Origin of the sequence: uncultured Tepidimonas sp. (genome assembly GCF_938045175.1) — a bacterium.
In the GTDB taxonomy this organism is placed as follows: domain Bacteria; phylum Pseudomonadota; class Gammaproteobacteria; order Burkholderiales; family Burkholderiaceae_C; genus Tepidimonas.
Window position 1 is genome coordinate 1 of record NZ_CALIND010000002.1, and the last position, 25,048, is coordinate 25,048.

A 25,048-nucleotide genomic window follows, 5' to 3' on the forward strand; every position below is an offset into this window, starting at 1 on the left:
AGCATCATCAGCACCCGCACCTACCAGGACCGGCTCGACACGCTCGACAACGTCCGCCAGGCGGGCATCAACGTGTGTTGTGGCGGCATCGTGGGTATGGGCGAGACGCGCACCCAGCGCGCAGCCCTCATTGCCCAGCTCGCCAACCTCGACCCGTACCCCGAGTCCGTGCCCATCAACAACCTCGTCGCCGTGCCTGGCACCCCGCTGGCCGACGCCGAACCCATCGACCCCTTCGAGTTCGTGCGCACCATCGCTGTGGCGCGCATCACCATGCCCACCACCATGGTGCGCCTGTCGGCAGGCCGCGAACAGATGGACGACGCCCTGCAAGCCCTGTGCTTCGCGGCGGGTGCCAACTCCATCTTCTACGGTGACCGCCTGCTCACCACCACTAACCCCCAGGCCCAGCGTGACCGCCGCCTGTTCGAGCGCCTGGGCCTCAAACCCCTGGGCGAGCGCCCCGAGGTGAAGGGCACCGAGGTAGCGGGCGCCGAAGCATGACACTGGCCGAGGCCGTCACGGCACCGTCGATAGACGAAGCCTTCCTCGACAACCCGTACCCCGCCTACCAGGCGTGGCGCGAAGAGGGCGCCATGCTGTGGAGCGACGAATTCTTTGGCGGCGCGTGGCTGCTCACCCGCCATGCCGATGTTGAGGCGGCCTTGCGCGACCCGGCGCTTTCCGCACAGCGCACGGGCGGCTGGGTCATGGCCGCCGCGCAGCAAGGCCGGGCCGAACTGCGCCCCTTCCAAAGCCTGTTCGCGCGCGCCATGCTCTTTCTGGACGCGCCCGACCATGGCCGTCTGCGCCAGATCCTCATGCCCGCCTTCCGGCCTGATGCCTTGGCCCAGATGCAAGCCTGGATGGACGTTACCGTGGCCGAGCGTGTGCTTGCGCTCGATGGCCCGTTCGACTTCATGGCGCAGATAGCGCGGCCGCTGCCCGCGCGCGTCATCGGCCGTTTGATGAACGTGGACCCAGCGCTGGACGCCACCTTCATGCGCTGGTGCGACGACATCGCGGTATTCATTGGCGCTGCGCAGCCTGAGCATGCCCAGCTGCTGCGTGCCCAGCGCAGCCTGCTGGAGATGACCGCGTACTTCGAGCGCGAACTGTTGCCCTGGCGCCGCCAGCACCTGGGCGACGACCTGGTGAGCCGCCTGTTGCAAGCTGAAGCGCAGGGGCAGATCGAATCCAGCCTGGAACTGCTGGCCCAGTGCGCCATGCTGCTGTTCGCCGGGTATGAAACCACCCGCAACCTGCTGGGCAACGGCCTACACGCCTTGCTCTCGCACCCCGGCCAATGGCGCCTGCTTTGCCAGCAACCAGAACTGGCGGGCAACGCCGTGCGTGAATTGCTGCGCTTCGACAGCCCCGTGCAGTGGACCGGCCGCCGTGCCACCCGCGCCATGACGCTGTGCGGCCAAGCCGTTCAGCGGGGCGACCTGATCCTGCCGTTGATCGGCTCCGCCAACCGCGACTCTGCCCGCCACAGCAACCCTGACGCCCTGCAAATCGACCGCGCCAACCCTGGCGCCCTGTCGTTCGGCAGCGGTGCGCACATCTGCATAGGGGCTGCGCTCACGCAAATGGAAACGCAAGCCGTGTTGCGCGCGCTGGCCGTGCACAAGCCCGGGCTGCAACTCGATGGGGTGCCGCTGCGCAACCGCAACCCGCTTTACCGGGGGCTGGCCGCGCTGCCTTTGCGCGTGGCCTGACGCAGCCCAAGCGCCCGAATCGGCTCGGGCGCGCCACAAATGGTTTAGCTCTTGGCCTGCCGCGCCGCACGCGCACGGGCCAGGGCTGCTTCGATCACGGCGCGTTTCTTGTCCAGCATGGCCGGATCGGTGTGCTTGGAATGTTCTTCCAGGTTGGCCAGTTTGTCCTGGGCCTTCTTGTCCTGCCGGTCCTGGTGTTCGGCAGCGTCGCGCTGGGTGCGCTGCAAGTGCCACTGGTAGCGTGAACGCGCCAAGTCCGCTTGCTTGGGCGACCACGCTGCCCAGCCCGTGGCCGCGCCGCTCACGTTCTCCAGGCTGATGCAGTCCACAGGGCACACGGGAATGCACAGTTCGCAGCCCGTGCAATAGGGCTCCAACACCGTGTGCATGCGCTTGTTGGCGCCCACAATGGCGTCCGTCGGGCAGGCCTTGATGCACAGGGTGCAGCCGATGCACCAGGTCTCGTCGATGACGGCGACGCCCATCGGGCCTTCGGTCCCGTGGGCGGGGTTTAGGGGTTTGGGCGCACGGCCGGTCAGCGCCGCCAGCCGCCGCACGCCTTCTTCGCCCCCCGGCGGGCATTGGTCGATGTCCGCTTCGCCGCGGGCAATCGCCTCGGCATAGTGGCGGCAATCCGGATAGCCGCAGCGCGTGCACTGCGTCTGCGGCAGGGCGGCATCGATGCGGTCGGCCAGCGTCGGGGCGCTGGCGTTTGCGTCGCCCGCGCTCATGCCCCCGGTTCGGTCTTGCGGCGGCGGCCGCGCGTCGGCGCCGGCTCGTCCCGGCGGATGGCAGACGCCATCAAATCGGCCTCGGCCTGGGCAGCGGCCACATCGGCGCCACCCGCCGGCGGTTGGTGCGCCAGGATGAAGTCCCGCACCACGGGGTAGACCTTCTCGCGCCAGCGCCGCCCGCTGAAGATGCCGTAATGGCCGGCCCCCGCGACTTCGAAATGACGCTGATCGCGGGACTCGATGCCCGAGCACAGGTCATGCGCCGCGCGCGTCTGCCCGCTGCCGGAGATGTCGTCCAGCTCGCCTTCGACCGTCAGCAGCCCCGTGTTCCGGATGTCCTGCGGGCGCACCCGCTCCAGCGTGCCATCGGGTGCGCGCACGTCCCAGGTGCCGTGCACCAGCTTGAACTCCTGGAACACCGTGCGGATGGTCTCCAGGTAGTAGTTCGCGTCCATGTCCAGCACCGCGTTGTACTCGTCGTAGAACTGCCGGTGCGCCTCGGCGCTTTCGTTGTCACCCTGGATCAGATGCTGGAAGTAGTCGTAGTGGCTGTTGACGTGGCGGTCCGGGTTCATGGCGATGAAGCCAGCGTGCTGCAAAAAGCCCGGGTACACGCGCCGTCCTTCACCGGGAAACCCTGGCGGCACGCGGTAGATGACGTTGTTTTCGAACCACTCGTAGCTGCGCTGCACGGCCAGATTGTTGACTGCCGTGGGCGAGCGTCGGGCGTCGATCGGCCCGCCCATCATCGTCATGGACAAGGGGGTTTTTTCGCCGCGGCTGGCCATCAGCGACACCGCCGCCAGCACCGGCACCGTCGGCTGGCACACGCTCATGACGTGGCACTGGCCATAGGACTTTTGCAGGTAACGAATGAACTCCTGCACGTAGTTGACGTAGTCGTCGAGGTGGAAATCCCCCTGCGACAGCGGGACCATGCGCGCATTTTTCCAGTCCGTGATGTAGACCTTGTGGTCGCGCAGCATGGTGCGCACCGTGTCGCGCAGCAGCGTGGCGTAGTGACCCGACAGCGGGGCCACGATCAACACCACCGGCTGCTCTTTCAGACGCAGCAGGGTTTGCGGGTCGTCGGCGTAGCGTTTGAAACGTCGCAACTCGCAAAACGGCTTTTCGATCTCCACCCGCTCATGGATGGCGACGTGCACGCCGTCGATGTCGATGTGACGGATGCCGAACTCGGGCTTTTCGTAGTCTTTGCCCAGACGGTGCAGCAGGTCGTAGCCTGCAGCGATGCGTTGCGAAAACGGCGTCTGCGCCAGCGGAGAGCTGGGGTTGGCGAACAGCTTGGCTGCCACCTGCGCGAAGTCGGAGAAAGGCTCCATCAGGGCGCGCTGGGCTTCGTAGAGGTGATACAGCATGGCCGTCGCTCGGAATTGTTGCGGTGCAGCAAATATAACAGGAAGTGCCTCCGCCTGCCATACGGCTCATCCCCGATGGCGGGTCACATCGGGGACAGCCGTCGGCGCGACTTGGTGGGTCAGAGCACCGCCGCGATCGACTGGCAGACGTGGTCGATGTTGCGGCTGTTGAGCGCGGCCACGCACATGCGGCCGGTGTCCGTGCCGTAGACGCCAAACTCGGTGCGCAGGCGCACCATTTGCTCCTTGCTCAGGCCGGAGTAGCTGAACATGCCGATCTGCTGCGTGATGAAGGACATGTCCTGCCGCACACCAGCGGCCGCAAGCCCATCGACCAGCCGCTGCCGCATGGCCTTGATGCGGGTGCGCATCTCGCCCAGCTCTTGCTCCCACAGGGCGCGCAGCTCGGGCGTGTTGAGCACCGTGGCCACCACGGCCGCGCCGTGTGTCGGGGGATTGGAGTAGTTGGTGCGTACCACGATCTTGAGCTGCGACAGCACACGCTCGGCTTCGTCTTTGCTCGCGCACACGACCGACAGCGCCCCCACGCGCTCGCCGTAGAGGCTGAAGCTCTTGGAAAACGACGTGGCGACGAAGACGTCCAGCCCCGCTGCCACGAACTTGCCCACCACCGCGCCGTCCTCGGCGATGCCATGGCCAAAGCCCTGGTATGCCATGTCCAAGAAGGGCACCAATCCGCGCTCACGCACCACGGCGATGACGTCGTCCCACTGGGCGGGCGTCAGGTCGTAGCCCGTGGGGTTGTGGCAGCAGGCGTGCAGCACGACGATGGTGCCAGGCTCGGCGGCGCGAAGGCTCGCCAGCATGCCGTCCAGGTTCACGCCGCGGCGCGCGGCGTCGTAGTAGGCGTAGGTGTCGACCGTGAAGCCGGCATTGGTGAACAGGGCCCGGTGGTTTTCCCAGCTCGGGTCGCTGATGAGCACGCGTGCGCCGGGGTTGAGTTTGTGCAGAAAGTCCGCCCCGATTTTGAGGCCGCCCGTGCCGCCCAGGGCCTGTACCGTGGCCACACGGCCGTCGCGAACCGCCGCGCTGTCGGCGCCAAACACCAAGGCCTTGACCCCGTTGTCGTACGCGGGCATGCCGTCGATGGGCAGGTAGCCGCGCGGCGTCGGCTTTTCCATCAGGCGCTGCTCTGCCGTCTGCACGCAGCGCAGCAGCGGCAGTTTGCCATCGTCGTCGTAGTACACGCCGACACCGAGGTTGACTTTGTTGGGCCGGGGGTCGGCGGCAAACTGTTCGTTCAGACCCAGAATCGGGTCGCGCGGGGCCATTTCGACGGCAGCAAACAGGGACATGACAGCAACACCTGGGTGGTTGGGACAAACCCCTCATTGTATCGGGCAGACGGGCGCTGCGCGTGCGTCTGGACCATCGGGGTGTGCCCGTACACTTGCCGCCATCGATCGTTCATTTCGCCAGGAGTGCCCCCTTGAATGCCCCGGTTACTGGCCAGCTCGTCACCTTCGAAGACTCGCCATTCGTGCTGCACCAGCCTTATCCGCCCGCTGGTGACCAGCCGGAGGCGATCGAGCGGTTGGTCGAAGGTGTGCGTGAAGGCGAGGTATTTCAGACCCTGCTGGGGGTGACGGGGTCGGGCAAAACCTTCACCATGGCCAACGTGATCGCCCGCCTGGGGCGCCCGGCCATCGTCTTTGCGCCCAATAAAACTTTGGCTGCACAGCTTTACAGCGAATTTCGCGAGTTCTTTCCGAAGAATGCCGTCGAATACTTTGTCAGCTATTACGATTATTACCAGCCCGAGGCCTACGTTCCCCAGCGCGACCTCTACATCGAGAAAGACAGCGCCATCAACGAGCATATCGAACAGATGCGCCTGTCGTGCACCAAAAGTTTGCTGGAGCGGCGCGACGTGGTCATCGTCGCCACGGTCAGTGCCATCTACGGCATCGGCAAGCCCGAGAACTATCACCGCATGATCCTCACGCTGCGCCGGGGCGACCGCCTGGGACAGCGCGACATCATCGCCCAGTTGGTGCGCATGCAGTACCAGCGCAACGAGCAGGAGTTCGTGCGTGGCAAATTTCGGGTGCGCGGCGACACGATCGACGTCTTCCCGGCCGAACACTCCGAACTGGCGTTGCGCATCGAGCTCTTCGACGACGAGGTCGAGTCGCTGGCGCTGTTCGACCCCCTCACCGGGCACGTGCGGCAAAAGCTGGCGCGCTTTACCATCTACCCCAGCAGTCACTACGTGACGCCGCGCGAACAGGTGCTGCAGGCCGTCGAGAGCATCAAGCTCGAACTCGACGCCCGCCTGAAAGAGTTGGTGGCCGCCGGCAAGCTGCTGGAGGCCCAGCGGCTGGAGCAGCGCACGCGCTTCGACCTGGAGATGCTGGTCGAGGTGGGCCACTGCAAGGGCATCGAAAACTACACCCGGCACCTCTCGGGGGCCGCACCCGGGGAGCCGCCCAGCACGCTGACCGACTATTTGCCGCGCGATGCGCTGATGTTTCTGGACGAGAGCCACGTCATGATCGGCCAGCTCGCCGGGATGTACAACGGCGACCGCGCGCGCAAGCAGACGTTGGTGGACTACGGTTTTCGCCTGCCCAGCGCGCTGGACAACCGGCCGCTGAAGTTCGAGGAGTTCGAGCAGCGCATGCGGCAGGTCATCTTCGTCTCAGCCACGCCGGGCGACTACGAACTGCGCCGCTCCTCGCAGGTGGTGGAGCAGGTGGTGCGACCGACCGGCTTGCTCGACCCGGTGGTCGAGGTGCGGCCGGCCACGCACCAGGTCGACGACGTGCTGCACGAAATCCACCTGCGCGTGCAGCGCAACGAGCGGGTGCTGGTGACCACGCTGACCAAGCGCATGGCCGAGCAGCTCACCGACTACCTAACCGAAAACGGCGTGCGCGTGCGCTACCTGCACTCCGACATCGACACCGTCGAGCGGGTCGAGATCATCCGCGATTTGCGCCTGGGCGCGTTCGATGTGCTGGTGGGCATCAACTTGTTGCGGGAAGGGCTTGATATTCCAGAGGTTTCCCTGGTGGCCATTCTGGACGCGGACAAGGAAGGGTTTTTGCGTGCCGAGCGCAGTCTGATCCAAACCATCGGCCGCGCGGCGCGCAACCTCAATGGCATGGCGATCTTGTACGCGGACACCATCACCGACTCGATGCGCCGCGCCATCGACGAGACCGAGCGCCGCCGCGCCAAGCAACTGGCCTACAACGCCGCGCACGGGGTGACGCCGCGCGGGGTGACCAAGCGCATCAAGGACCTGATCGACGGCGTCATGAGCGACAAGGCGATGGAGGCGGCGCGCCAGGAAGCCGCGGTGCACGCCGCCGAGGCGTGGGTGGAGGAGATGGACGAAAAAGCCTTGGCGCGCGAAATCAAACGGCTGGAAAAGCAAATGCTCGAGCACGCGCGCAACCTGGAGTTCGAAGCGGCGGCGCGGGTGCGCGACCAACTGGCGCGGCTGAAAGATCGGGTGCTGGGCGCGCACGGGACGGAAAACGTCACGCCGCCCACCGTCTGATGGCAGCCTCCCCCGTTTGGGGGAGGCGAAGGCGGCGCCGAATTGTCCACAATGCACGCATGTCGGACATCACGAGGATCTATCTGATCGAGGACGACCGCACCATTCTGCGCTTCGTCGAGAGCGCCCTGCGGCAGCGGCCCCAGTGGCGGCTGGTGGGGTATTCGGATACCTTCGCCCACGCCGAGATGATGGCTCCGCGCAGCCTGGCCGACGTTTTTCTGGTCGACCTCGGACTGCCGGATGGGCGCGGGGAAGATATATTGCGCCTGCTGGCCGAGGTCAAACCCGAGGCCGAGCTGTTGGTCTTCACCGTTTTTGGTGACGAGTCGCGTCTGATTCGCGCCTTGCAGATGGGCGCCACCGGCTATGTGCTCAAGGGCTGCACCGAAGACGAGTTGATCGCGGCGATTGAGCAGATCCGCGAGGGGGGCGCGCCCATCTCGCCGTTGCTGGCGCGCATGCTGCTCAAACAGTTTCGCGCCATCGACAGCGATGCCACGGCCACCAAAGGGCCTGCCCCCGTGCTGTCCGAGCGCGAGACGGACGTGCTGCGCCTGGTGGCGCAAGGCTACGTCAACAAGGAAATCGCGCAACGGCTGGGCATCGGCGTGGCGACGGTGAGTACCCACATTAAAAACCTGTACCGCAAGCTGGCGGTACGCACGCGCGTACAAGTGGTGCGCGCCGCGCAGGCCCGGGGGTTGCTGTGAGTGCCACCACCGGGCAGCCACCTCGCCCGACCGCAGACGCCGCCCAGGGCAGTGTGGCGTGGTGGGTGGGGTTGGTGTTTTTGCTGTTGCTCGGGGCGCTGCACTGGGTGTCGCAGCCGGTGCCTCTGCCGGGGGTCTATCGAATCGCGCACGCACAGGCCAGCTTGCCGCTGGATCCGCACGTGCCCCCGCGGGCCATTGCCCTGCCGCACGTGCTGGATGACGAGAGCCCCGCCTGGCGCGAACGGGTCGATTACCAGCTCGAGTGGCCCGAGGGGCTCGCGTATGCGTCACCCGAGGGTACGCGGTTGGCACTGCTGCTGCCGCGCGTGGGCACGCGGTTTCGGGTCCTGCTCAACGGGCACGAGGTGTTTCAGTTCGGCTGGTACGCCCCCCGGGATCGCACCGTGCTGGCGGCATCGCAGCCGCACCTGGTTGCGTTGCCATCGGCCTTGCTGGCGTCCGACGCACGCGACAACGTCTTGCGTGTCGAGGTGCAGGGGCGTTTTCTCGAGCGCAGCGGACTGTCGGCCGTGCAGTTGGGGGATCACGACGCACTGATGCAGCGCCACCGCGTGCTGATGCTGTGGCAGTCCACGGGGTCGTGGATCATGGCGGCGCTGTCATTCTTCGTGGGCGGGTTGGCGCTGTTTCTGTGGCGCGCGCTGCGTGAACGGCTGTTCATCCTCATCGCGCTGGCGGCCCTGGCGCATGCGATGCGGACCGTGTTGCTCGCGGTGGTCGAGCCACCCTTGTCGCACGAAATGGTGTTCTTCTGGCACCGCGTCATGTTTGCCGCCTTCGTCGGCTTTTTCATCCTGACGGTGGAGCATCTGTTCGGGCATCGCCTGCGCTGGGTTCGGGTGGGGGCGTGGCTCGCCATTGCCGCAACGCCATTGTGGATCATTTGGGCGCTGTGGACGCAGGATTACGACTATGTTCGCCTCTGGGCGGGGGCGTTGACGGTGTTTGCCGCGCTCGCGCTGCTGGCGGGGGTGGTGGACGTGGCGCGGCGGCGCGCTTATGACGACAACCAAAGGTTGGTGACGCTGGCGGCACTGTTCACGCTGGCCACTGGCGTGCGCGACTTTCTGGTCGTGCAGCTGAACTTTCCCGGCGATGGGGACCTGCGCTGGATGTCGGTGGGAGGCGCCGCCCTGATCCTGACCATGGGGTGGGTGCTGGTCGAGCGTGCCACGGCTTGGGCGCGCACGGTGCACCGGCTCAACGAGACGTTGTCGCAGACCGTGTCGGTGCGCGAAAACGAGCTGCGTGCGGCGTTCATGCAGTTGCAGGCGGCCGAACGTCAGCGCGCCGTCGAGGCCGAGCGCCAGCGCCTGATGCGCGATATGCACGACGGTTTGGGCAGCCAGTTGGTGCAGACGCTCAACCTGGTGCGTAACCCGTCTGCCCAGCTCGACCGAGAGGCGTTGGCCTCCATGTTGCGCCAAGCGCTCGACGAGCTACGGCTGACGTTGGACTCATTCGAGCCCATGGAGGGGGATCTGCCCGCCATTCTGGGCACCTTGCGTCGGCGCCTCGCCCCCGCACTAGAAGGGGTGGGCATCGAGCTGCGCTGGGAGGTGCAAGAAGTCGCCCCCCTGGAGCAGCTCGACGCGCGCGGCGTGCTGCACCTGTTTCGCTGTCTGCAGGAGATTTTTGCCAACGTCGTCAAACACGCCAAAGCCCGCCGCATCACGGTCAGCACCTGGCAGCGCGACGATCAGGTCATTCTCTCGATCGAGGACGACGGGGTGGGCTTGCCGCCCCCAGAGGTGCGCAACAGCACTGGCCGCGGCTTGCGCAACGTCTTGACGCGCGCGGCCAAGATCGGCGCGAGCGTGCGCTTCTACGATGCCCATCCCGGCACCGGAATCGAGTTTGCCTTTGCGGTGCACGCCCGCCCCGCGGAGGTGGATACCGACTGGCTGCAGCCGAGCGCCTGACGCCACCGATCGCCCCGGCTGGCGGTAGGGTCGATTCCCGACCAAAACATTCGGCTTTTGGTATACTCGAGCGAAACAGTCGGGAATGCACGCACATTCCCTCATCCGTCGGGTCTCACCAGGAGTTTGCCATGCGCCTGACCACCAAAGGCCGATTCGCCGTCACGGCGATGATCGATCTGGCACTGCGCCAGGCCAGCGGTCCCGTGACGCTGGCTGCCATCAGCCAGCGTCAGCACATATCGCTGTCCTATTTAGAGCAGTTGTTCGGCAAACTGCGTCGGCACCGCCTCGTGGAGTCCACGCGCGGCCCCGGTGGCGGCTATACGCTCGGGCGCAAGGCGTCCGAAATCACGGTGGCCGACATCATTCTGTCGGTCGATGAGCCGATCGACGCCACCCAGTGCGGTGGCAAGGAAAACTGCCACGGCGACGGCCAGCGTTGCATGACGCACGATTTGTGGGCCGAGCTCAACGACCGTATGGTGGAGTTTTTGCGCTCGGTCACGCTGCAAAAGCTGGTCGATGACCAGCTCGCCAAAGGGGTGGCGGTGGAGCCGCCGCCGTCCATCAAGCGGGCCATCTCGCCCAACCCCGTGGTCAAGCCGCTGCGGGTCAACGCCCCCAACTCCGTGTTTGCGCTGGCCACGGCCGGTGCGAAGTGACCGCGGTTGGCCGAGTAACCGATTTTTGGAGTTTTCCATGAGCAAGACCCCGCACTTTCCCATCTATCTGGACTACAGCGCCACCACCCCGGTGGACCCGCGCGTGGTGGACAAGATGGTGCCCTGGCTGACCGAGCACTTCGGCAACCCCGCCTCGCGCAGCCACGCCTGGGGTTGGGAGGCCGAAAAGGCCGTCGAACACGCCCGCGAGCAGGTGGCCGACTTGATCGGGGCCGATCCGCGCGAGATCGTTTGGACCAGTGGCGCCACCGAATCGAACAACCTCGCCCTCAAGGGGGCGGCGCACTTCTATCAAGGCAAGGGCAAGCACATCATCACCGTCAAGACCGAGCACAAGGCGGTGCTCGACACCTGTCGCCATCTCGAGCGTGAGGGCTTCGAAGTCACGTATCTGGACGTCGATCAGTACGGCTTGCTGGACTTGGACGCGTTTCGGGATGCGATCCGGCCTGACACCATCTTGGCCAGCGTCATGTACGTCAATAACGAAATTGGCGTCATCCAGGACATCGAGGCCATCGGGCGCATCTGCCGCGAAAAGGGTGTGATCTTCCACGTCGATGCGGCCCAGGCCACGGGCAAGCTGCCCATTGACCTGCAGACGTTGCCGGTGGATCTGATGAGCCTGGCCTCGCACAAAACGTACGGCCCCAAGGGCATTGGCGCCTTGTACGTGCGGCGCAAACCGCGCGTGCGGCTGGAGGCACAGATGCACGGCGGCGGGCATGAGCGCGGCCTGCGCTCCGGCACGCTCGCCACCCACCAGTGCGTGGGCATGGGGGAGGCATTCGCCATCGCCAAGGCTGAAATGGCCACCGAGTTGCCCCGCATCCAGCGCCTGCACGATCGGCTCTACGCCGGCCTGAGCCAGATCGAGCAATCTTTCCTCAACGGTCACCCGACCCGGCGTGTGCCGCACAATCTCAACATGAGCTTCAACTTCGTCGAGGGCGAGTCGCTCATCATGGGCATCAAGGGCGTGGCCGTCTCGAGTGGCTCGGCCTGCACCTCGGCCAGCCTCGAGCCCAGCTACGTGTTGCGCGCGCTCGGCCGCAGCGACGAACTCGCCCACAGCAGCCTGCGCATGACCATCGGTCGCTGGACGACCGAGGAGCAAATCGACTACGCCATCGAGGCCATCAAGGCCAACGTCGAGAAACTGCGCGAACTCTCGCCGCTGTGGGAGATGTACAAAGAAGGCATCGACCTCAACAGCATTCAGTGGGCCGCGCACTGAGTCCGCGGTATACCCTCCAGGAGAACACACCATGGCATACAGCGACAAGGTCATCGACCACTACGAACACCCGCGCAACGTCGGTAGCTTCGACAAGAGCGACGACAACGTCGGCACCGGCATGGTGGGCGCGCCCGCCTGCGGTGACGTGATGAAGCTGCAGATCAAGGTCAATCCCGAAACGGGCGTCATCGAGGACGCGCGCTTCAAGACCTATGGCTGCGGCTCGGCCATCGCTTCCAGCTCGCTCGTGACCGAATGGGTCAAGGGCAAGACGCTGGACGAGGCGGTGCAAATCAAGAACAGCCAGATCGCCGAGGAGCTGGCATTGCCGCCGGTGAAGATACACTGTTCGATCCTGGCCGAAGACGCCATCAAGGCGGCGGTCGAGGATTACAAGAAGAAGCACGCCACCACCGCCTGAGCGCGCTTGCCAAACGCCGGGCGTGCCGCGGCGCGCTCTGGCAGCGTTTTTTTCGACCGCATCGAATACCCCATCACGACATGGCCGTCACCATTACCGAAGCCGCCGCGCGGCACGTCTCCAAATACTTGGCCCGTCGGGGCAAAGGGGTGGGCGTGCGCCTGGGGGTCAAGACCACGGGCTGCTCCGGCTTGGCCTACAAGCTGGAGTATGCCGACGACATCTCGCCCGAGGACGTGGTGTTCGAGGCGCACGGGGTCAAGATCCTGGTCGATCCCAAGAGCCTGCCGTACCTCGATGGCACCGAGCTCGATTTCGTGCGCGAGGGGCTCAACGAGGGATTCAAGTTCAACAACCCGAACGAGCGGGATCGCTGTGGCTGTGGCGAGTCGTTCCGTGTCTGAGGCCGCGCCGTCGCTGCACGACGACGACTTCGCACTGTTCGGGCTGCCGCGGCGCTTTGCGCTGGATCGCGCCCAGATCGACGAGCGCTGGAAACAGCTGCAGCGGCTGGCGCACCCGGATCGTTTTGCCCACCAGGCTGCTGCCGCACAGCGCATCGCCATGCAGTGGTCGGTGCGCATCAACGAGGCGTATCAGCGTCTGCGCGACCCCTTGCGGCGTGCCGCCTATTGGTGCGAATTGCAGGGCGTGCCCGTCGATGCCGAGTCCAACACCGCGATGCCGGCGGACTTTCTGATGCAGCAAATGCAATGGCGCGAGGCGCTCGACGAAGCGCAAACGCCAGCGCAGCTCCACCGCTTGCTGCAGGAGGTCGAAGACGAACGCGCGCGGCGTCTGGCCCTGCTGGCCGAAGCCATCGATCAGCGTGGCGATGCACGCGCAGCCGTCAGCCAGGTGCGTGCGCTCATGTTCATCGAGCGGTTTGCCGATGCGCTGCAGGCGCGCTTGGAGTCGGCCTGATGGACGCCGCACCACCGGAATACACCCATGGCTTTATTGCAAATTTCCGAACCGGGCGCGTCGCCCGACCCGCACCAGCGGCGCATTGCCGTCGGTATCGACTTGGGCACCACCCACTCGCTCGTGGCCGCGGTGCGCCACGGCGTGGCCGAATGCCTCCCCGATGCGCAGGGCAGGGTATTGCTGCCGAGCGTTGTCCGCTACCTGCCAGCGGGCAGCCAGCCGTCGCGCCAGATCGGGTACGAAGCGCTGGCGGCCCAGGTCGATGATCCGGCCAACACCATCAGCTCGGTCAAGCGGCTGATGGGGCGCTCGCTGGCCGACCTGCAGGCTCAGGGTGTTGCCGCGCGTCTGCCGTACACGTTGGCCGATGGGCCCGGCGGCATCGTGGTGCGTACCGTCGCCGGCGACAAGACGCCGGTGGAAATCAGCGCGGAGATCTTGGCGACCTTGCGCCAGCGCGCCGAAGACACCTTTGACGCCGACCTGTACGGCGCGGTCATCACCGTGCCGGCGTATTTCGACGATGCTCAGCGCCAGGCCACCAAAGACGCGGCGCGGCTGGCGGGCCTGAACGTGCTGCGCCTGCTCAACGAGCCGACGGCCGCCGCCATCGCCTATGGCCTCGACAACGGCTCCGAGGGACTGTACCTGGTCTATGACCTAGGCGGCGGCACGTTCGACGTGTCGCTGCTGCGCCTGACCCGCGGCGTGTTCGAGGTCGTGGCCACGGGCGGCGACTCGGCCCTGGGCGGCGACGATTACGACCGCGCCCTGGCCGACTGGGCACTGCAGCAGATCGAGCCGGGCAAGGCCCTGGCGGCACTGCCCGCCGGGCAGCGCGCGGCGCTGCTGGCCGAGGCCCGGCGCGCCAAAGAAGCCCTGAGCGCCTGCGCCCAAGGTGAGCGCGTGACCTTGTTGGTGCCCCGTGGGGCTGCCGCGCAGACACTGGCGCTGGGGATGACCGAGTTCGCCGATCTGACCCGTTCGTTGACCGAGCGAACCATGGCGGCCGTGCGCCGCGTCTTGCGCGATGCGCGTGTTGCCCCCGACGAGGTGCAGGGCGTCGTCATGGTGGGGGGCTCGACCCGCATGCCGGTCGTGCGGCAGGCGGTCGCGCAGTTTTTTGGACGCGAGCCCCTGATCGATTTGAACCCCGACGAAGTGGTGGCCATCGGCGCGGCCATCCAGGCCAACCAGCTCGCCGGCAACGACCCGAACGGCGAGCTGCTGCTGCTCGACGTCATCCCGCTGTCGCTGGGCATCGAGACGATGGGCGGGCTGGTCGAGCGCATCGTGCCGCGCAACACGCCGATCCCCACAGCCCGAGCGCAAAATTTCACCACCTACCGCGATGGCCAGACGGCGCTGGCGCTGCATGTGGTGCAAGGCGAGCGTGATCTGGCGCAGGACTGCCGCAGCCTGGCCCGCTTCGAGCTGCGCGGCATCCCGCCGATGGCTGCGGGCGCGGCGCGCATCCGCGTGACGTTTACCGTGGACGCTGACGGTCTGCTGACCGTCAGCGCCCGCGAGCTCACCTCGGGTGTGGAAGCGCACATCGACGTCAAGCCGTCGTACGGCCTCAGCGAAGACCAGATCGCCCGTATGTTGCAAGACAGCTTCGCCACCGCCGAGCAGGACATGCAGACACGCGTGCTGATCGAAGCCCGGGTCGAGGCGGAACGGATGCTCGAGGCCACCCGCAGCGCGCTCGCCGCCGATGGCGATTTGTTGGACGAAGGCGAACGCCAAGCGATCGAGGGCTTGCTGCAAGCCGTCGAGTCGGCCCGCTCCGGCACGGATGCGGGAGCGATCGAGGCCGCCACCAAAGCCTTGGCCAAAGGCACGGAAGACTTCGCTGCCCGTCGCATGAACCGCAGCATCGCCCAGGCCCTGGCGGGCCGGCATGTGGAGAATCTTTGAATGCCCGTCATCACCGTCTTGCCCCATCCCGAGTGCTGCCCGCAGGGCGCCGCCGTCAAGGCGCCCACTGGCACCTCCATTTGTGAGGCGCTGCTCGACAACGACATCCCCATCGAGCATGCGTGCGAGATGAGCTGCGCCTGCACCACCTGCCACGTCGTGGTGCGCCAGGGCTACGAATCCCTCAACGAGCCCAGCGAAGAGGAAGAGGACATGCTCGACAAGGCGTGGGGGCTGGAGCCCCACTCGCGCCTGAGCTGTCAGGCACGCCTGGGCACGCAGGACGTCACGATCGAGATCCCGCGCTACTCCATCAACCACGCCCGCGAGCGGCACTGACCTTGGTGTGACCCATGCGCCAGATCGTGCTCGATACCGAAACGACCGGCCTGTCGCCGCAGGACGGCGACCGCATCATCGAGATCGGCTGCGTCGAGCTGGTCAACCGCCAGCTCACCGGGAACAACCGGCACTTCTACCTCAACCCGGAGCGCGACATCCACGAGGACGCGCTGCGCGTGCACGGCATCACGCTCGAGTTTTTGGCCGACAAGCCACGCTTTGCCGACATCGCGGCCGAGCTGGCCGACTATCTGCAGGGCGCCGAGCTGATCATTCACAACGCCCCGTTCGACCTCGGCTTTCTGGACGCGGAATTCGGCCGCCTGGGGCTCGGGCCGACGCGCCGCCTGGTGCGCGGGGTCATCGACACCCTGGTCATGGCCAAGGAGATGTGGCCGGGCAAACGCAACGGGCTCGATGCCCTGTGCGACCGCCTGGGCGTGGACAATTCCGGCCGTCAGCTGCATGGCGCGCTGCTCGACGCCGAGCTGCTGGCCGACGTGTACATCTACATGACGCGCGGGCAGGAGTCACTTGTCATCGAGGTGCCGATGCCCGGGGCGGGTGGCGATGCGCTGGCACGCCGCGACCTGTCCACCTTTGCCCTGCCGGTGCTGCGCGCCAGCGATGCGGAGTGTGCCGAGCACGAGGCGGTGCTGACTGCGCTGGACAAAGAGTCGAAGGGCCGCACGGTGTGGCGTCGCCTGGAGCCCGCCGCCCAACCGGCCGCGGGTGGCTGAAAAAGTCGGCTATAATCACGCCTATCGACATAACGACCGGGTGATTAGCTCAGTGGTAGAGCACTGCCTTCACACGGCAGGGGTCGTAGGTTCGAACCCTGCATCACCCACCAACCCCATCTCGAAAGCCAGCCTATGTGCTGGCTTTTTTCATGGTGTCCGGCTGGCCCGTGTGGGGCGGCCGCATCCACTCCGTGCGTCAGTCCCGTGCAAGGCGCAGCGCCATAATGGCGCACGATTGACAACGCCAAGCGAGGAGACCCCCATGGCCGAGCGCTATGCCGATTTTTATCGTCGTTCGATCGATGACCGGGATGCTTTCTGGGCAGAACAGGCCCGCCTCATCGACTGGCACGAGCCCTACCGGCGCGTGTGCAACACCGACCATCCGCCGTTTGTGCGTTGGTTCGAGGGCGGGCTGACCAATCTGTGCCACAACGCGGTGGATCGGCACGTCGCCACCCGCGGTGACCAAAACGCGCTCATCTACGTCTCCACCGAAACCAACACCGAGCGTGTCTATACCTACCGCGAGCTGCAAACCGAGGTGCAGCGCATGGCGGCGATTTTGCAATCGCTGGGGGTGACCAAGGGTGACCGCGTCTTGATCTACATGCCGATGATCCCGGAAGCGGCGTTTGCGATGCTGGCTTGCGTGCGCATCGGTGCCATCAACTCCGTGGTGTTCGGCGGCTTTGCGAGCCACAGCCTGGCCACGCGCATCGACGACGCGACGCCCAAGGTCATCGTGAGCGCCGATGCCGGCATGCGCGCCGGCAAGGTGGTGCCGTACAAGCATCTACTGGACGAGGCGATACGCCTGTCGCGCCACCAGCCCGAGCGCGTCTTGATGGTCAACCGTGGGTTGGCGGCGCTGGATCCGGTGGCCGGCCGCGACGTGGACTACGCCGCGCTGCGCGAGCAGCACCGGGATGCGCAGGTGCCTTGTGAGTGGGTGGACAGCACGCACCCCAGCTACATCCTCTACACCAGTGGCACGACGGGCAAGCCCAAGGGCGTGCAGCGGGACACGGGCGGCTACGCGGTGGCGCTGGCCGCCTCCATGCGCCACATCTACATGGCCAATCCCGGGGAGACGTATTTCTCCACCAGCGACATCGGCTGGGTCGTCGGGCACAGCTACATCATCTATGGGCCGCTGATCAATGGCATGGCCACCATCATGTACGAGGGCACGCCCGTGCGGCCCGATGCCGGCATCTGGTGGCGGCTGGTGCAGGACTACCGCGTCTCGATCATGTTTACTGCGCCGACGGCCGCACGTGTGCTCAAAAAACAGGACCCGGCTTACCTGACACGCTACGACCTGAGCAGCCTGCGCGCCTTGTTCCTGGCGGGTGAACCGCTGGACGAGCCGACGGCCACCTGGATGGCGCAGGCGATCGGCAAACCCGTCATCGACAACTATTGGCAAACCGAGACCGGCTGGCCGATCCTGGCCATCTGCAACGGCGTCGAGCCCGCGCCCACCAAATTCGGCTCGCCGGGGAAAGCGGTCTATGGCTACGACGTGCGTTTGATCGACGAAAACACCGGCGAAGAGATCTCCGAGCCCGACCGCAAGGGCGTGATCGCGGTGCAGTACCCGCTACCGCCGGGCTGCCTGCAGACGGTCTGGGGGGACGATGCGCGCTACGTCAAGACGTATTGGTCCAGCATCCCCGGCCGCCAGATGTACAGCACGTTCGACTGGGGCGTGCGCGACGCGGATGGCTACTACTACATCTTGGGGCGCACCGACGATGTGATCAACGTCGCGGGGCACCGCCTGGGCACGCGCGAGATCGAGGAGAGCATCTCCAGCCACCCCGCCGTCGCCGAGGTGGCCGTCGTTGGGGTGGCCGATGCGCTCAAGGGTCAGGTGGCCATGGCGTTTGCCGTGCTCAAGGACCCGACGCTGGCCGCGACCGAGGCCGACGCGCTGCGGCTCGAGGGCGAGATCATGAAGGTGGTGGACGAACAGCTCGGGGCAGTGGCGCGGCCGGCTCGTGTGCGCTTCGTCTCCCTGTTGCCCAAGACGCGCAGCGGCAAGCTGCTGCGGCGGGCCATCCAGGCGGTGTGTGAGGGGCGGGACCCCGGCGACCTGACCACGTTGGATGATCCCAGCGCCCTGCAGCAGATTCGTGACCTGGTTCAGACGCCAAACACCTGAAAGAGGGCCGGAGTCGGCTGGTTCAGAACCAGCGGCCGCTGAGACGAGGCGTGCCCGCTTGCCTAAGGTCTACCACGGCCATTGGGACGCGCATAGGTCATATGCCGGTTTTATCGTGCGTCCAGTAGAAGATAGCTGAATCGCGTGACGCGGGGCGATGTACCGGCGCGTGCGGCCCTGGTCTTTCACGGTGACTTCCACAGTGCACGTGTGCCTGGTCTGATGTTGTTGGTGTTTGTGCGATTCGTGGGTATGATCGAAACGATCCGACCTGTTGCTTCAAGATGCAAACATCGACTGATACAGACGCCACCGTTGACAAAAACCGGGTTTTCGAGCTAGCGGCCGAGCTTTTCGGGATCTTGGCCACGCCGACCCGGCTGCGCATCCTCAACGCCCTGTGCGACAAGGAGAAGTCGGTGTCGGAGCTATTGGCCGAAATCGACACGACGCAGCCCAACCTGTCGCAGCACCTCAATCTGCTGTACCGCGCGGGCGTCTTGGCCAAGCGCAAAGAGGGCACCCAGGTCTACTACCGGGTTCAGAGCGAGCAGGCAGTTGCCCTGTGTCGCACCGTCTGCACGCAGATCGCGATCGAGCTCGATGAGCCGGGGGGTGTGCCGGCCGAGCAGCGGCTGTCACCGCGGCGAACTTGACGATTGCGATACCCGCTGGAGCCGTTGGCGGCGGGAAAAGTTGTCTTTTTTTTGACAGGCCCGCGAGCTTTGGTGGCACAATGCGGCCTGCACAGTTCCTTCCAGTGTCACTGTCGCGTCCGCCAACCGGTTCAGCCGTGTCGCGGAAGGTTGTTCCAACCAGCAAGTCTCCTGCAGGGAGACGGAGGTCAGCGATTCCATGAGCGAGACGACGAGCGTCTACCAGGCCTTCAATGGCAACTCGTACCTCTTTGGCGGCAACGCGCCGTACGTGGAGGAGATGTACGAGAAATACCTCACCGACCCTACCAGCGTGCCCGAATCGTGGCGCGATTACTTCGATGCGCTGCAGCACGTGCCGGCGGTCGATGGCAGCGACGCTCGCGACATCCCGCACATGCCGGTGATCGCGGCGTTTGCCGAGATGGCCAAGCAGGGCGTCGTGCATCCCGTGGCGGCCCAGGGGGCGGATTCCGACATCGCGCGCAAGCGGGTGGCTACCCAGCAGTTGATCGCGGCCTACCGCAACATCGGCGTGCGCTGGGCCAACCTCGATCCGCTCAAGCGCTCCGAGCGCCCCGAGATCCCCGAGCTCGAACCCTCGTTCTACGGCTTCACCGACGCCGACCTCGAAACCACATTCAACGTCTCCAATACCTACTTTGGCAAGGAGACGATGTCGCTGCGCGAGCTGCTCAACGCGCTGCGCGAGACGTACTGCGGCACGATCGGCGCCGAGTACATGTACATCACCGACATGGCGCAAAAGCGCTGGTGGCAGGAAAAGCTCGAGCGCATCCGCAGCAAGCCCAACTTCACCGCCGAACAAAAGAAGCACATCCTGGAAAACCTCACCAAGGCGGAAGGGTTGGAGCGCTACTTGCACACCAAGTACGTCGGGCAAAAGCGCTTCTCACTCGAAGGGGGCGAGAGCTTCATTGCCTCCATGGATGAGCTCATTCAGCAGGCGGGCGCTGCCGGCGTGCAGGAGGTCGTGATCGGCATGGCCCACCGCGGGCGCCTCAACGTCCTGGTCAACGTCATGGGCAAGATGCCCAAGGACTTGTTTGCCGAGTTCGAACACAAGGCGCCCGAAGACCTGCCGGCCGGTGACGTCAAGTACCACCAGGGTTTCAGTTCCGACGTCTCCACACCTGGCGGCCCGGTGCACCTGAGCCTGGCGTTCAACCCGTCGCACCTTGAGATCGTCAACCCCGTGGTCGAGGGCTCGGCCCGCGCGCGCATGGACCGGCGCGGCGACAAGCGCGGCGACCAAGTGCTGCCGGTGCTCGTGCACGGCGACGCCGCGTTTGCCGGTCAGGGTGTGGTGATGGAGACGCTGGCGCTGGCGCAAACGCGCGGCTACTACACCGGCGGCACGGTGCACATCGTCATCAACAACCAGATCGGCTTTACCACTTCGGACCCGCGCGACAGCCGCTCGACGCTGTACTGCACCGACGTCGTCAAGATGATCGAAGCCCCGGTGCTGCACGTCAACGGTGACGATCCGGAGGCCGTGGTGTTGGCGACGCAACTGGCGATCGAATACCGCCAGACGTTCCGCAAGGACGTCGTCATCGACATCGTGTGCTTCCGCAAGCTGGGCCACAACGAGCAAGACACGCCGTCGCTGACCCAGCCGCTGATGTACAAAAAGATCGCGCAGCACCCCGGCACACGCAAGCTCTACGGCGACAAGCTGGTGGCGCAGGGCATCCTGCCGCCGGAAGGGCCGGACGAAATGGTCAAGGCGTACCGTGCCATGCTGGATGAAGGGCGCCGTACCGTGGATCCGGTGCTGACCAACTACAAGAGCAAATACGCGGTGGACTGGACGCCGTTCCTTGGCAAGAAGTGGACCGACGCGGCCGACACTGCCATCCCGTTGTCGGAGTGGAAACGCCTGGCCGAGCGCATTACCACGGTACCGGACAACATCACGCCGCATCAGCTCGTCAAGAAGGTGCTGGCCGACCGCGCCGCCATGGGACGCGGCGAGATCCCCGTCGACTGGGGCATGGGCGAGCATATGGCGTTTGCCTCCCTGGTCGCCAGTGGCTACGGCGTGCGGCTGTCGGGTGAGGACTGCGGCCGCGGTACGTTCACGCACCGCCATGCGGTCATCCACGACCAGAATCGCGAGAAGTGGGACGAAGGGACCTACATCCCGCTGCAAAACGTCGCCGACAACCAGGCACCGTTCGTCGTCATCGACTCCATCCTGTCCGAGGAAGCGGTGCTCGGGTTCGAATACGGCTATGCGTCCAACGACCCGAACACGCTGGTGATTTGGGAGGCGCAGTTCGGTGACTTCGCCAACGGGGCGCAGGTCGTCATCGACCAGTTCATCGCCTCGGGCGAGGTCAAATGGGGCCGCGTCAACGGCATCACGCTGTTCCTGCCGCACGGCTATGAAGGACAGGGGCCCGAGCACAGCTCGGCGCGCATCGAGCGCTTCATGCAGCTGGCTGCCGACACCAATATGCAGATCGTGCAGCCCACCACAGCCAGCCAGATTTTCCACGTGCTGCGCCGGCAAATGGTGCGCAACCTGCGCAAGCCGCTCATCGTCTTCACACCCAAGTCGCTGCTGCGGCACAAGGACGCGGCGTCGCCACTGTCCGAGTTCACCAAAGGGGGCTTCCAGACCGTCATCCCCGAGCAAAACGCCGACGTAATCAAAAACGCGCAGCGTGTCAAGCGCGTCATCGTCTGCTCGGGCAAGGTGTACTACGACCTGACCAAAAAACGCGAAGAAAAGGGGGCCGACGACGTCGCCATCGTGCGCATCGAGCAGCTCTACCCGTTCCCCCATCGGGCCTTTGCCGCCGAGCTCAAGCGCTTCCCCAACGCCACCGACATCGTGTGGTGCCAGGACGAGCCGCAAAACCAGGGGCCGTGGTTTTTCGTGCAGCACAACATCCACGAAAACATGCTCGACGGCCAGCGCCTGGGCTACGCGGGCCGCGCCGCATCGGCGTCGCCGGCGGTAGGCTACGCGCACCTGCACCAGGAGCAACAAAAGGCATTGGTCGAAGCCGCCTTCGGCCGACTCAAGGGCTTCATCCTGACCAAGTGAGACGTCACGGCGCAATGGCGCGCCCGAGCCGTCGTGGGCGCGTCGGTCCTGTCATCCCCCTTTTCAAGCATTGATCGAGGAAGAACACACCATGGCCATCGTTGATGTGAAAGTGCCGCAGCTGTCGGAGTCGGTTGCGGAGGCCACCCTGTTGCAGTGGAAGAAAAAGGTCGGCGACCTCGTGGCTGCCGACGAGATTCTGATCGAAATCGAGACCGACAAAGTGGTGCTGGAAGTGCCGGCGCCCGCTGCCGGTGTGCTGGCCGAAATCGTGGTCGGTGACGGTGGCACGGTCGTGTCGGAGCAAGTGATCGCCCGCGTCGATACCGAGGGCAAGGCCGTCGCCACGCCCGCACCTGCAGCGACGCCCGCCGCCTCCCCAGCACCGAGCCCGGCACCCGCACCGGTGGCTGCCGCTGCCGCCGCGCCTGCCGCGGAGGGCGGTCGTATGGCCGGGGTGGCGATGCCTGCTGCCGCCAAGTTGATGGCCGACCATGGCCTGGCACCGGGCTCTGTGGCCGGCACCGGCAAGGATGGTCGCGTCACCAAGGGTGACGTGCTGGCGGCGGTGGCGGCGCCCAAGCCCGCCGCGGCGGCGGCCCCGGCGGCCGCCATCCCCACGGGGGCGCCCACTCGTGTGCTGCCCCCCGTCAGCGCGCCGGTTGGCTTGCCCGCCGATCTGGCCAACCGGCCCGAACAGCGCGTGCCCATGACGCGTCTGCGCGCCCGCATCGCCGAGCGCCTGCTGCAGTCGCAGGCCACCAACGCCATCCTGACCACCTTCAACGAGGTCAACATGGCGCCGGTCATGGAGCTGCGCAAGAAGTACCAGGAGCGCTTCGAAAAAGAACACGGCGTCAAGCTCGGCTTCATGAGCTTTTTCGTCAAGGCCGCGGTGCACGCGCTCAAGAAGTTCCCCATCCTCAACGCCAGCGTGGACGGCAACGACATCGTCTACCACGGCTACTTCGACATCGGCATCGCGGTGGGTTCGCCGCGCGGTCTGGTCGTGCCCATCCTGCGCAATGCCGACCAGTTGAGCTTTGCCGAGATCGAGAAAAAGATCGCCGACTTTGGCAAGCGCGCGGCCGAAGGCAAGCTGGGCATCGAGGAGATGACCGGCGGGACGTTCTCTATCTCGAACGGCGGTGTGTTCGGCTCCATGTTGTCCACGCCCATCATCAACCCGCCGCAGTCGGCCATCCTGGGCGTGCACGCGACCAAGGAGCGCCCTGTGGTCGAAAATGGCCAGATCGTGATCCGTCCGATCAACTATCTGGCCATGTCGTACGACCACCGCATCATCGACGGGCGCGAGGCCGTGCTGGGCTTGGTGGCAATGAAGGAAGCGCTGGAAGACCCCGCGCGCCTGCTGTTCAACATTTGACGCGACGGAGCAGTGACACATGGCACACGCATTTGACGTCGTCGTCATCGGCGCCGGCCCCGGCGGCTATATCGCCGCCATCCGCGCGGCGCAGCTCGGCTTCAAAGTGGCTTGCATCGACGAATGGAAAAACGCCGCCGGCGGCCCCGCCCCGGGCGGCACTTGTACCAACGTTGGCTGCATCCCTTCCAAGGCACTGCTGCAGTCGTCCGAGCACTTCGAGCACGCGCAGCTCCACTTCGCCGAGCACGGCATCAGTACCGGCCCCGTCAAGATCGACGTGGCCAAGATGATCGCGCGCAAGGATGCGGTCGTGAAGCAAAACAACGACGGCATCCTCTACCTGTTCAAGAAGAACAAGGTTACGTTCTTCCATGGGCGCGGCTCGTTCGTGCGGGCAGTGGAGGGCGGCTACGAAATCGCCGTCAGCGGTGAGCAGACCGAGACTCTGGTGGGCAAGCACGTCGTCGTTGCCACCGGCTCCAGCGCCCGGGCGCTGCCTGGCGTGCCGTTCGATGAGGACAAGATCCTGTCCAACGACGGCGCGCTGCGCCTGGGTGCGGTACCCAAAAAGTTGGCGATCATCGGCTCGGGTGTGATCGGGCTGGAGATGGGCTCGGTCTGGCGCCGCCTGGGGGCTGAGGTCACCATTCTGGAGGGAATGCCCACCTTCCTGGCCGCGGTCGACGAACAGATTGCCAAGGAGGCCAAGAAGGCGTTCGATAAACAGGGCCTCAAGATCGAGCTGGGCGTCAAGGTCGGCGAGGTCAAGACGACCCGCAAGGGGGTCAGCATCGCCTACACCAACGCCAAGGCCGAGGCGGTGACGCTGGAGGCCGACAAGCTCATCGTCTCCATCGGCCGCGTGCCCCATACGGCAGGGCTCAATGCCGAGGCCGTGGGGCTGAAGCTCGACGAGCGCGGCGCCATCGTGGTGGACGACGAGTGCCGCACCCACCTGCCTGGCGTGTGGGCCGTGGGCGACGTGGTGCGCGGCCCCATGCTGGCGCACAAGGCCGAGGAGGAGGGCGTGGCCGTGGCCGAGCGCATCGCGGGTCAGCACCCCCACGTCAATTTCAACACCATTCCGTGGGTCATCTATACCAGCCCCGAGATTGCCTGGGTGGGACAGACCGAGCAGCAGCTCAAGGCCGCCGGGCGCGCGTACAAGGCGGGTACGTTCCCTTTCCTGGCCAATGGCCGCGCGCGCGCGTTGGGTGACACCACCGGCATGGTCAAGGTGCTGGCCGATGCCACCACGGACGAGATCCTGGGCGTGCACATCGTGGGGCCGATGGCCTCCGAACTGATCGCCGAAGCCGTGGTGGCGATGGAGTTTCGCGCCAGTGCCGAGGATATCGGCCGCATTTGCCACGCCCACCCCTCGCTGTCCGAGGCCACCAAAGAAGCCGCCTTGGCCGTGGACAAGCGCACGCTCAATTTCTGAGCGGG

The 25,048-nt window shown here is 65.7% G+C and carries 20 protein-coding genes, 1 tRNA gene and 1 pseudogene; 19 read left to right on the forward strand and 3 right to left on the reverse strand.

Features of this window, described 5'->3' with window-relative positions:
- A pseudogene (locus Q0716_RS00055) lies at nt 1–504 on the forward strand (biotin synthase); the annotation flags it as partial.
- Nucleotides 501–1,721: a cytochrome P450 gene (locus Q0716_RS00060; RefSeq protein ID WP_299018338.1), complete on the forward strand. Its 1,221-nt coding sequence runs from the start codon at nt 501–503 to the stop codon at nt 1,719–1,721. The pseudogene Q0716_RS00055 and the gene Q0716_RS00060, both read left to right, overlap by 4 nt.
- A 44-nt stretch (nt 1,722–1,765) precedes the next feature.
- Here Q0716_RS00060 and rsxB read toward each other — a convergent pair whose 3' ends face one another.
- From rsxB to Q0716_RS00075, 3 genes are all read right to left on the reverse strand, one after another.
- Nucleotides 1,766–2,452, reverse strand: a complete 687-nt coding sequence (gene rsxB, locus Q0716_RS00065) for an electron transport complex subunit RsxB (protein ID WP_299018342.1) — start codon at nt 2,450–2,452, stop codon at nt 1,766–1,768.
- Complete coding sequence (phaZ, locus tag Q0716_RS00070) at nt 2,449–3,834, reverse strand: polyhydroxyalkanoate depolymerase (RefSeq protein WP_299018347.1); 1,386 nt, start codon at nt 3,832–3,834, stop codon at nt 2,449–2,451. The genes rsxB and phaZ overlap by 4 nt, the downstream gene beginning before the upstream one ends.
- Before the next feature lie 119 nt (nt 3,835–3,953).
- Nucleotides 3,954–5,150 carry an amino acid aminotransferase gene (locus Q0716_RS00075; protein WP_299018349.1) on the reverse strand — a complete coding sequence of 399 codons (1,197 nt, stop codon included), beginning with the start codon at nt 5,148–5,150 and terminating at the stop codon, nt 3,954–3,956.
- Between the two features lie 134 nt (nt 5,151–5,284).
- On the opposite strand from Q0716_RS00075, the gene uvrB reads away from it, so the two are divergent.
- The 17 genes from uvrB (at nt 5,285) to lpdA (ending at nt 25,043) form a co-directional block, all read left to right on the forward strand.
- Nucleotides 5,285–7,363, forward strand: a complete 2,079-nt coding sequence (uvrB, locus tag Q0716_RS00080; RefSeq protein ID WP_299018351.1) for an excinuclease ABC subunit UvrB — start codon at nt 5,285–5,287, stop codon at nt 7,361–7,363.
- Nucleotides 7,364–7,422: 59 nt separating this feature from the next.
- Nucleotides 7,423–8,076, forward strand: coding sequence for a response regulator transcription factor (locus Q0716_RS00085; RefSeq protein ID WP_299018354.1), 654 nt, complete (start codon nt 7,423–7,425; stop codon nt 8,074–8,076).
- Nucleotides 8,073–10,022, forward strand: coding sequence for an ATP-binding protein (locus Q0716_RS00090; protein ID WP_299018356.1), 1,950 nt, complete (start codon nt 8,073–8,075; stop codon nt 10,020–10,022). Before Q0716_RS00085 ends, Q0716_RS00090 begins: the two co-directional genes overlap by 4 nt.
- Nucleotides 10,023–10,153: 131 nt before the next feature.
- Nucleotides 10,154–10,687, forward strand: a complete 534-nt coding sequence (gene iscR, locus Q0716_RS00095) for a Fe-S cluster assembly transcriptional regulator IscR (protein ID WP_299018358.1) — start codon at nt 10,154–10,156, stop codon at nt 10,685–10,687.
- Between the two features lie 37 nt (nt 10,688–10,724).
- Nucleotides 10,725–11,945 (forward strand): IscS subfamily cysteine desulfurase, encoded by a 1,221-nt coding sequence (locus Q0716_RS00100; protein WP_299018361.1) that lies wholly within the window; start codon nt 10,725–10,727, stop codon nt 11,943–11,945.
- Nucleotides 11,946–11,976: 31 nt separating this feature from the next.
- On the forward strand, nt 11,977–12,369 hold the full coding sequence (gene iscU, locus Q0716_RS00105) for a Fe-S cluster assembly scaffold IscU (protein WP_299018363.1): 393 nt from the start codon (nt 11,977–11,979) through the stop codon (nt 12,367–12,369).
- Nucleotides 12,370–12,449: 80 nt separating this feature from the next.
- On the forward strand, nt 12,450–12,773 hold the full coding sequence (gene iscA / locus Q0716_RS00110) for an iron-sulfur cluster assembly protein IscA (protein ID WP_299018366.1): 324 nt from the start codon (nt 12,450–12,452) through the stop codon (nt 12,771–12,773).
- Nucleotides 12,766–13,293: a Fe-S protein assembly co-chaperone HscB gene (gene hscB / locus Q0716_RS00115; RefSeq protein ID WP_299018368.1), complete on the forward strand. Its 528-nt coding sequence runs from the start codon at nt 12,766–12,768 to the stop codon at nt 13,291–13,293. Before iscA ends, hscB begins: the two co-directional genes overlap by 8 nt.
- 27 nt (nt 13,294–13,320) lie before the next feature.
- A complete protein-coding gene (hscA, locus tag Q0716_RS00120; protein WP_299018370.1) occupies nt 13,321–15,216 on the forward strand; it encodes a Fe-S protein assembly chaperone HscA in 1,896 nt (631 codons plus the stop codon).
- Nucleotides 15,217–15,555: an ISC system 2Fe-2S type ferredoxin gene (fdx, locus tag Q0716_RS00125; RefSeq protein ID WP_299018372.1), complete on the forward strand. Its 339-nt coding sequence runs from the start codon at nt 15,217–15,219 to the stop codon at nt 15,553–15,555. It begins immediately after the preceding gene.
- A 14-nt stretch (nt 15,556–15,569) separates the two neighbouring features.
- Complete coding sequence (gene dnaQ / locus Q0716_RS00130) at nt 15,570–16,298, forward strand: DNA polymerase III subunit epsilon (RefSeq protein ID WP_299018374.1); 729 nt, start codon at nt 15,570–15,572, stop codon at nt 16,296–16,298.
- A gap of 38 nt (nt 16,299–16,336) precedes the next feature.
- Nucleotides 16,337–16,411, forward strand: a tRNA-Val gene (locus Q0716_RS00135).
- A 152-nt stretch (nt 16,412–16,563) separates the two neighbouring features.
- Nucleotides 16,564–18,471, forward strand: coding sequence for a propionate--CoA ligase (locus Q0716_RS00140; RefSeq protein ID WP_299018376.1), 1,908 nt, complete (start codon nt 16,564–16,566; stop codon nt 18,469–18,471).
- A 284-nt stretch (nt 18,472–18,755) separates the two neighbouring features.
- Nucleotides 18,756–19,127, forward strand: coding sequence for a metalloregulator ArsR/SmtB family transcription factor (locus Q0716_RS00145; RefSeq protein ID WP_299018378.1), 372 nt, complete (start codon nt 18,756–18,758; stop codon nt 19,125–19,127).
- Nucleotides 19,128–19,326: 199 nt separating this feature from the next.
- The gene (locus tag Q0716_RS00150) at nt 19,327–22,209 is read left to right on the forward strand and encodes a 2-oxoglutarate dehydrogenase E1 component (protein ID WP_299018380.1); all 2,883 of its coding nucleotides are present in this window, start codon (nt 19,327–19,329) and stop codon (nt 22,207–22,209) included.
- A 91-nt stretch (nt 22,210–22,300) separates the two neighbouring features.
- Nucleotides 22,301–23,596, forward strand: coding sequence for a 2-oxoglutarate dehydrogenase complex dihydrolipoyllysine-residue succinyltransferase (odhB, locus tag Q0716_RS00155; protein WP_299018382.1), 1,296 nt, complete (start codon nt 22,301–22,303; stop codon nt 23,594–23,596).
- 19 nt (nt 23,597–23,615) lie between these two features.
- The gene (gene lpdA / locus Q0716_RS00160; RefSeq protein ID WP_299018383.1) at nt 23,616–25,043 is read left to right on the forward strand and encodes a dihydrolipoyl dehydrogenase; all 1,428 of its coding nucleotides are present in this window, start codon (nt 23,616–23,618) and stop codon (nt 25,041–25,043) included.
- Nucleotides 25,044–25,048 lie beyond the last annotated feature (5 nt).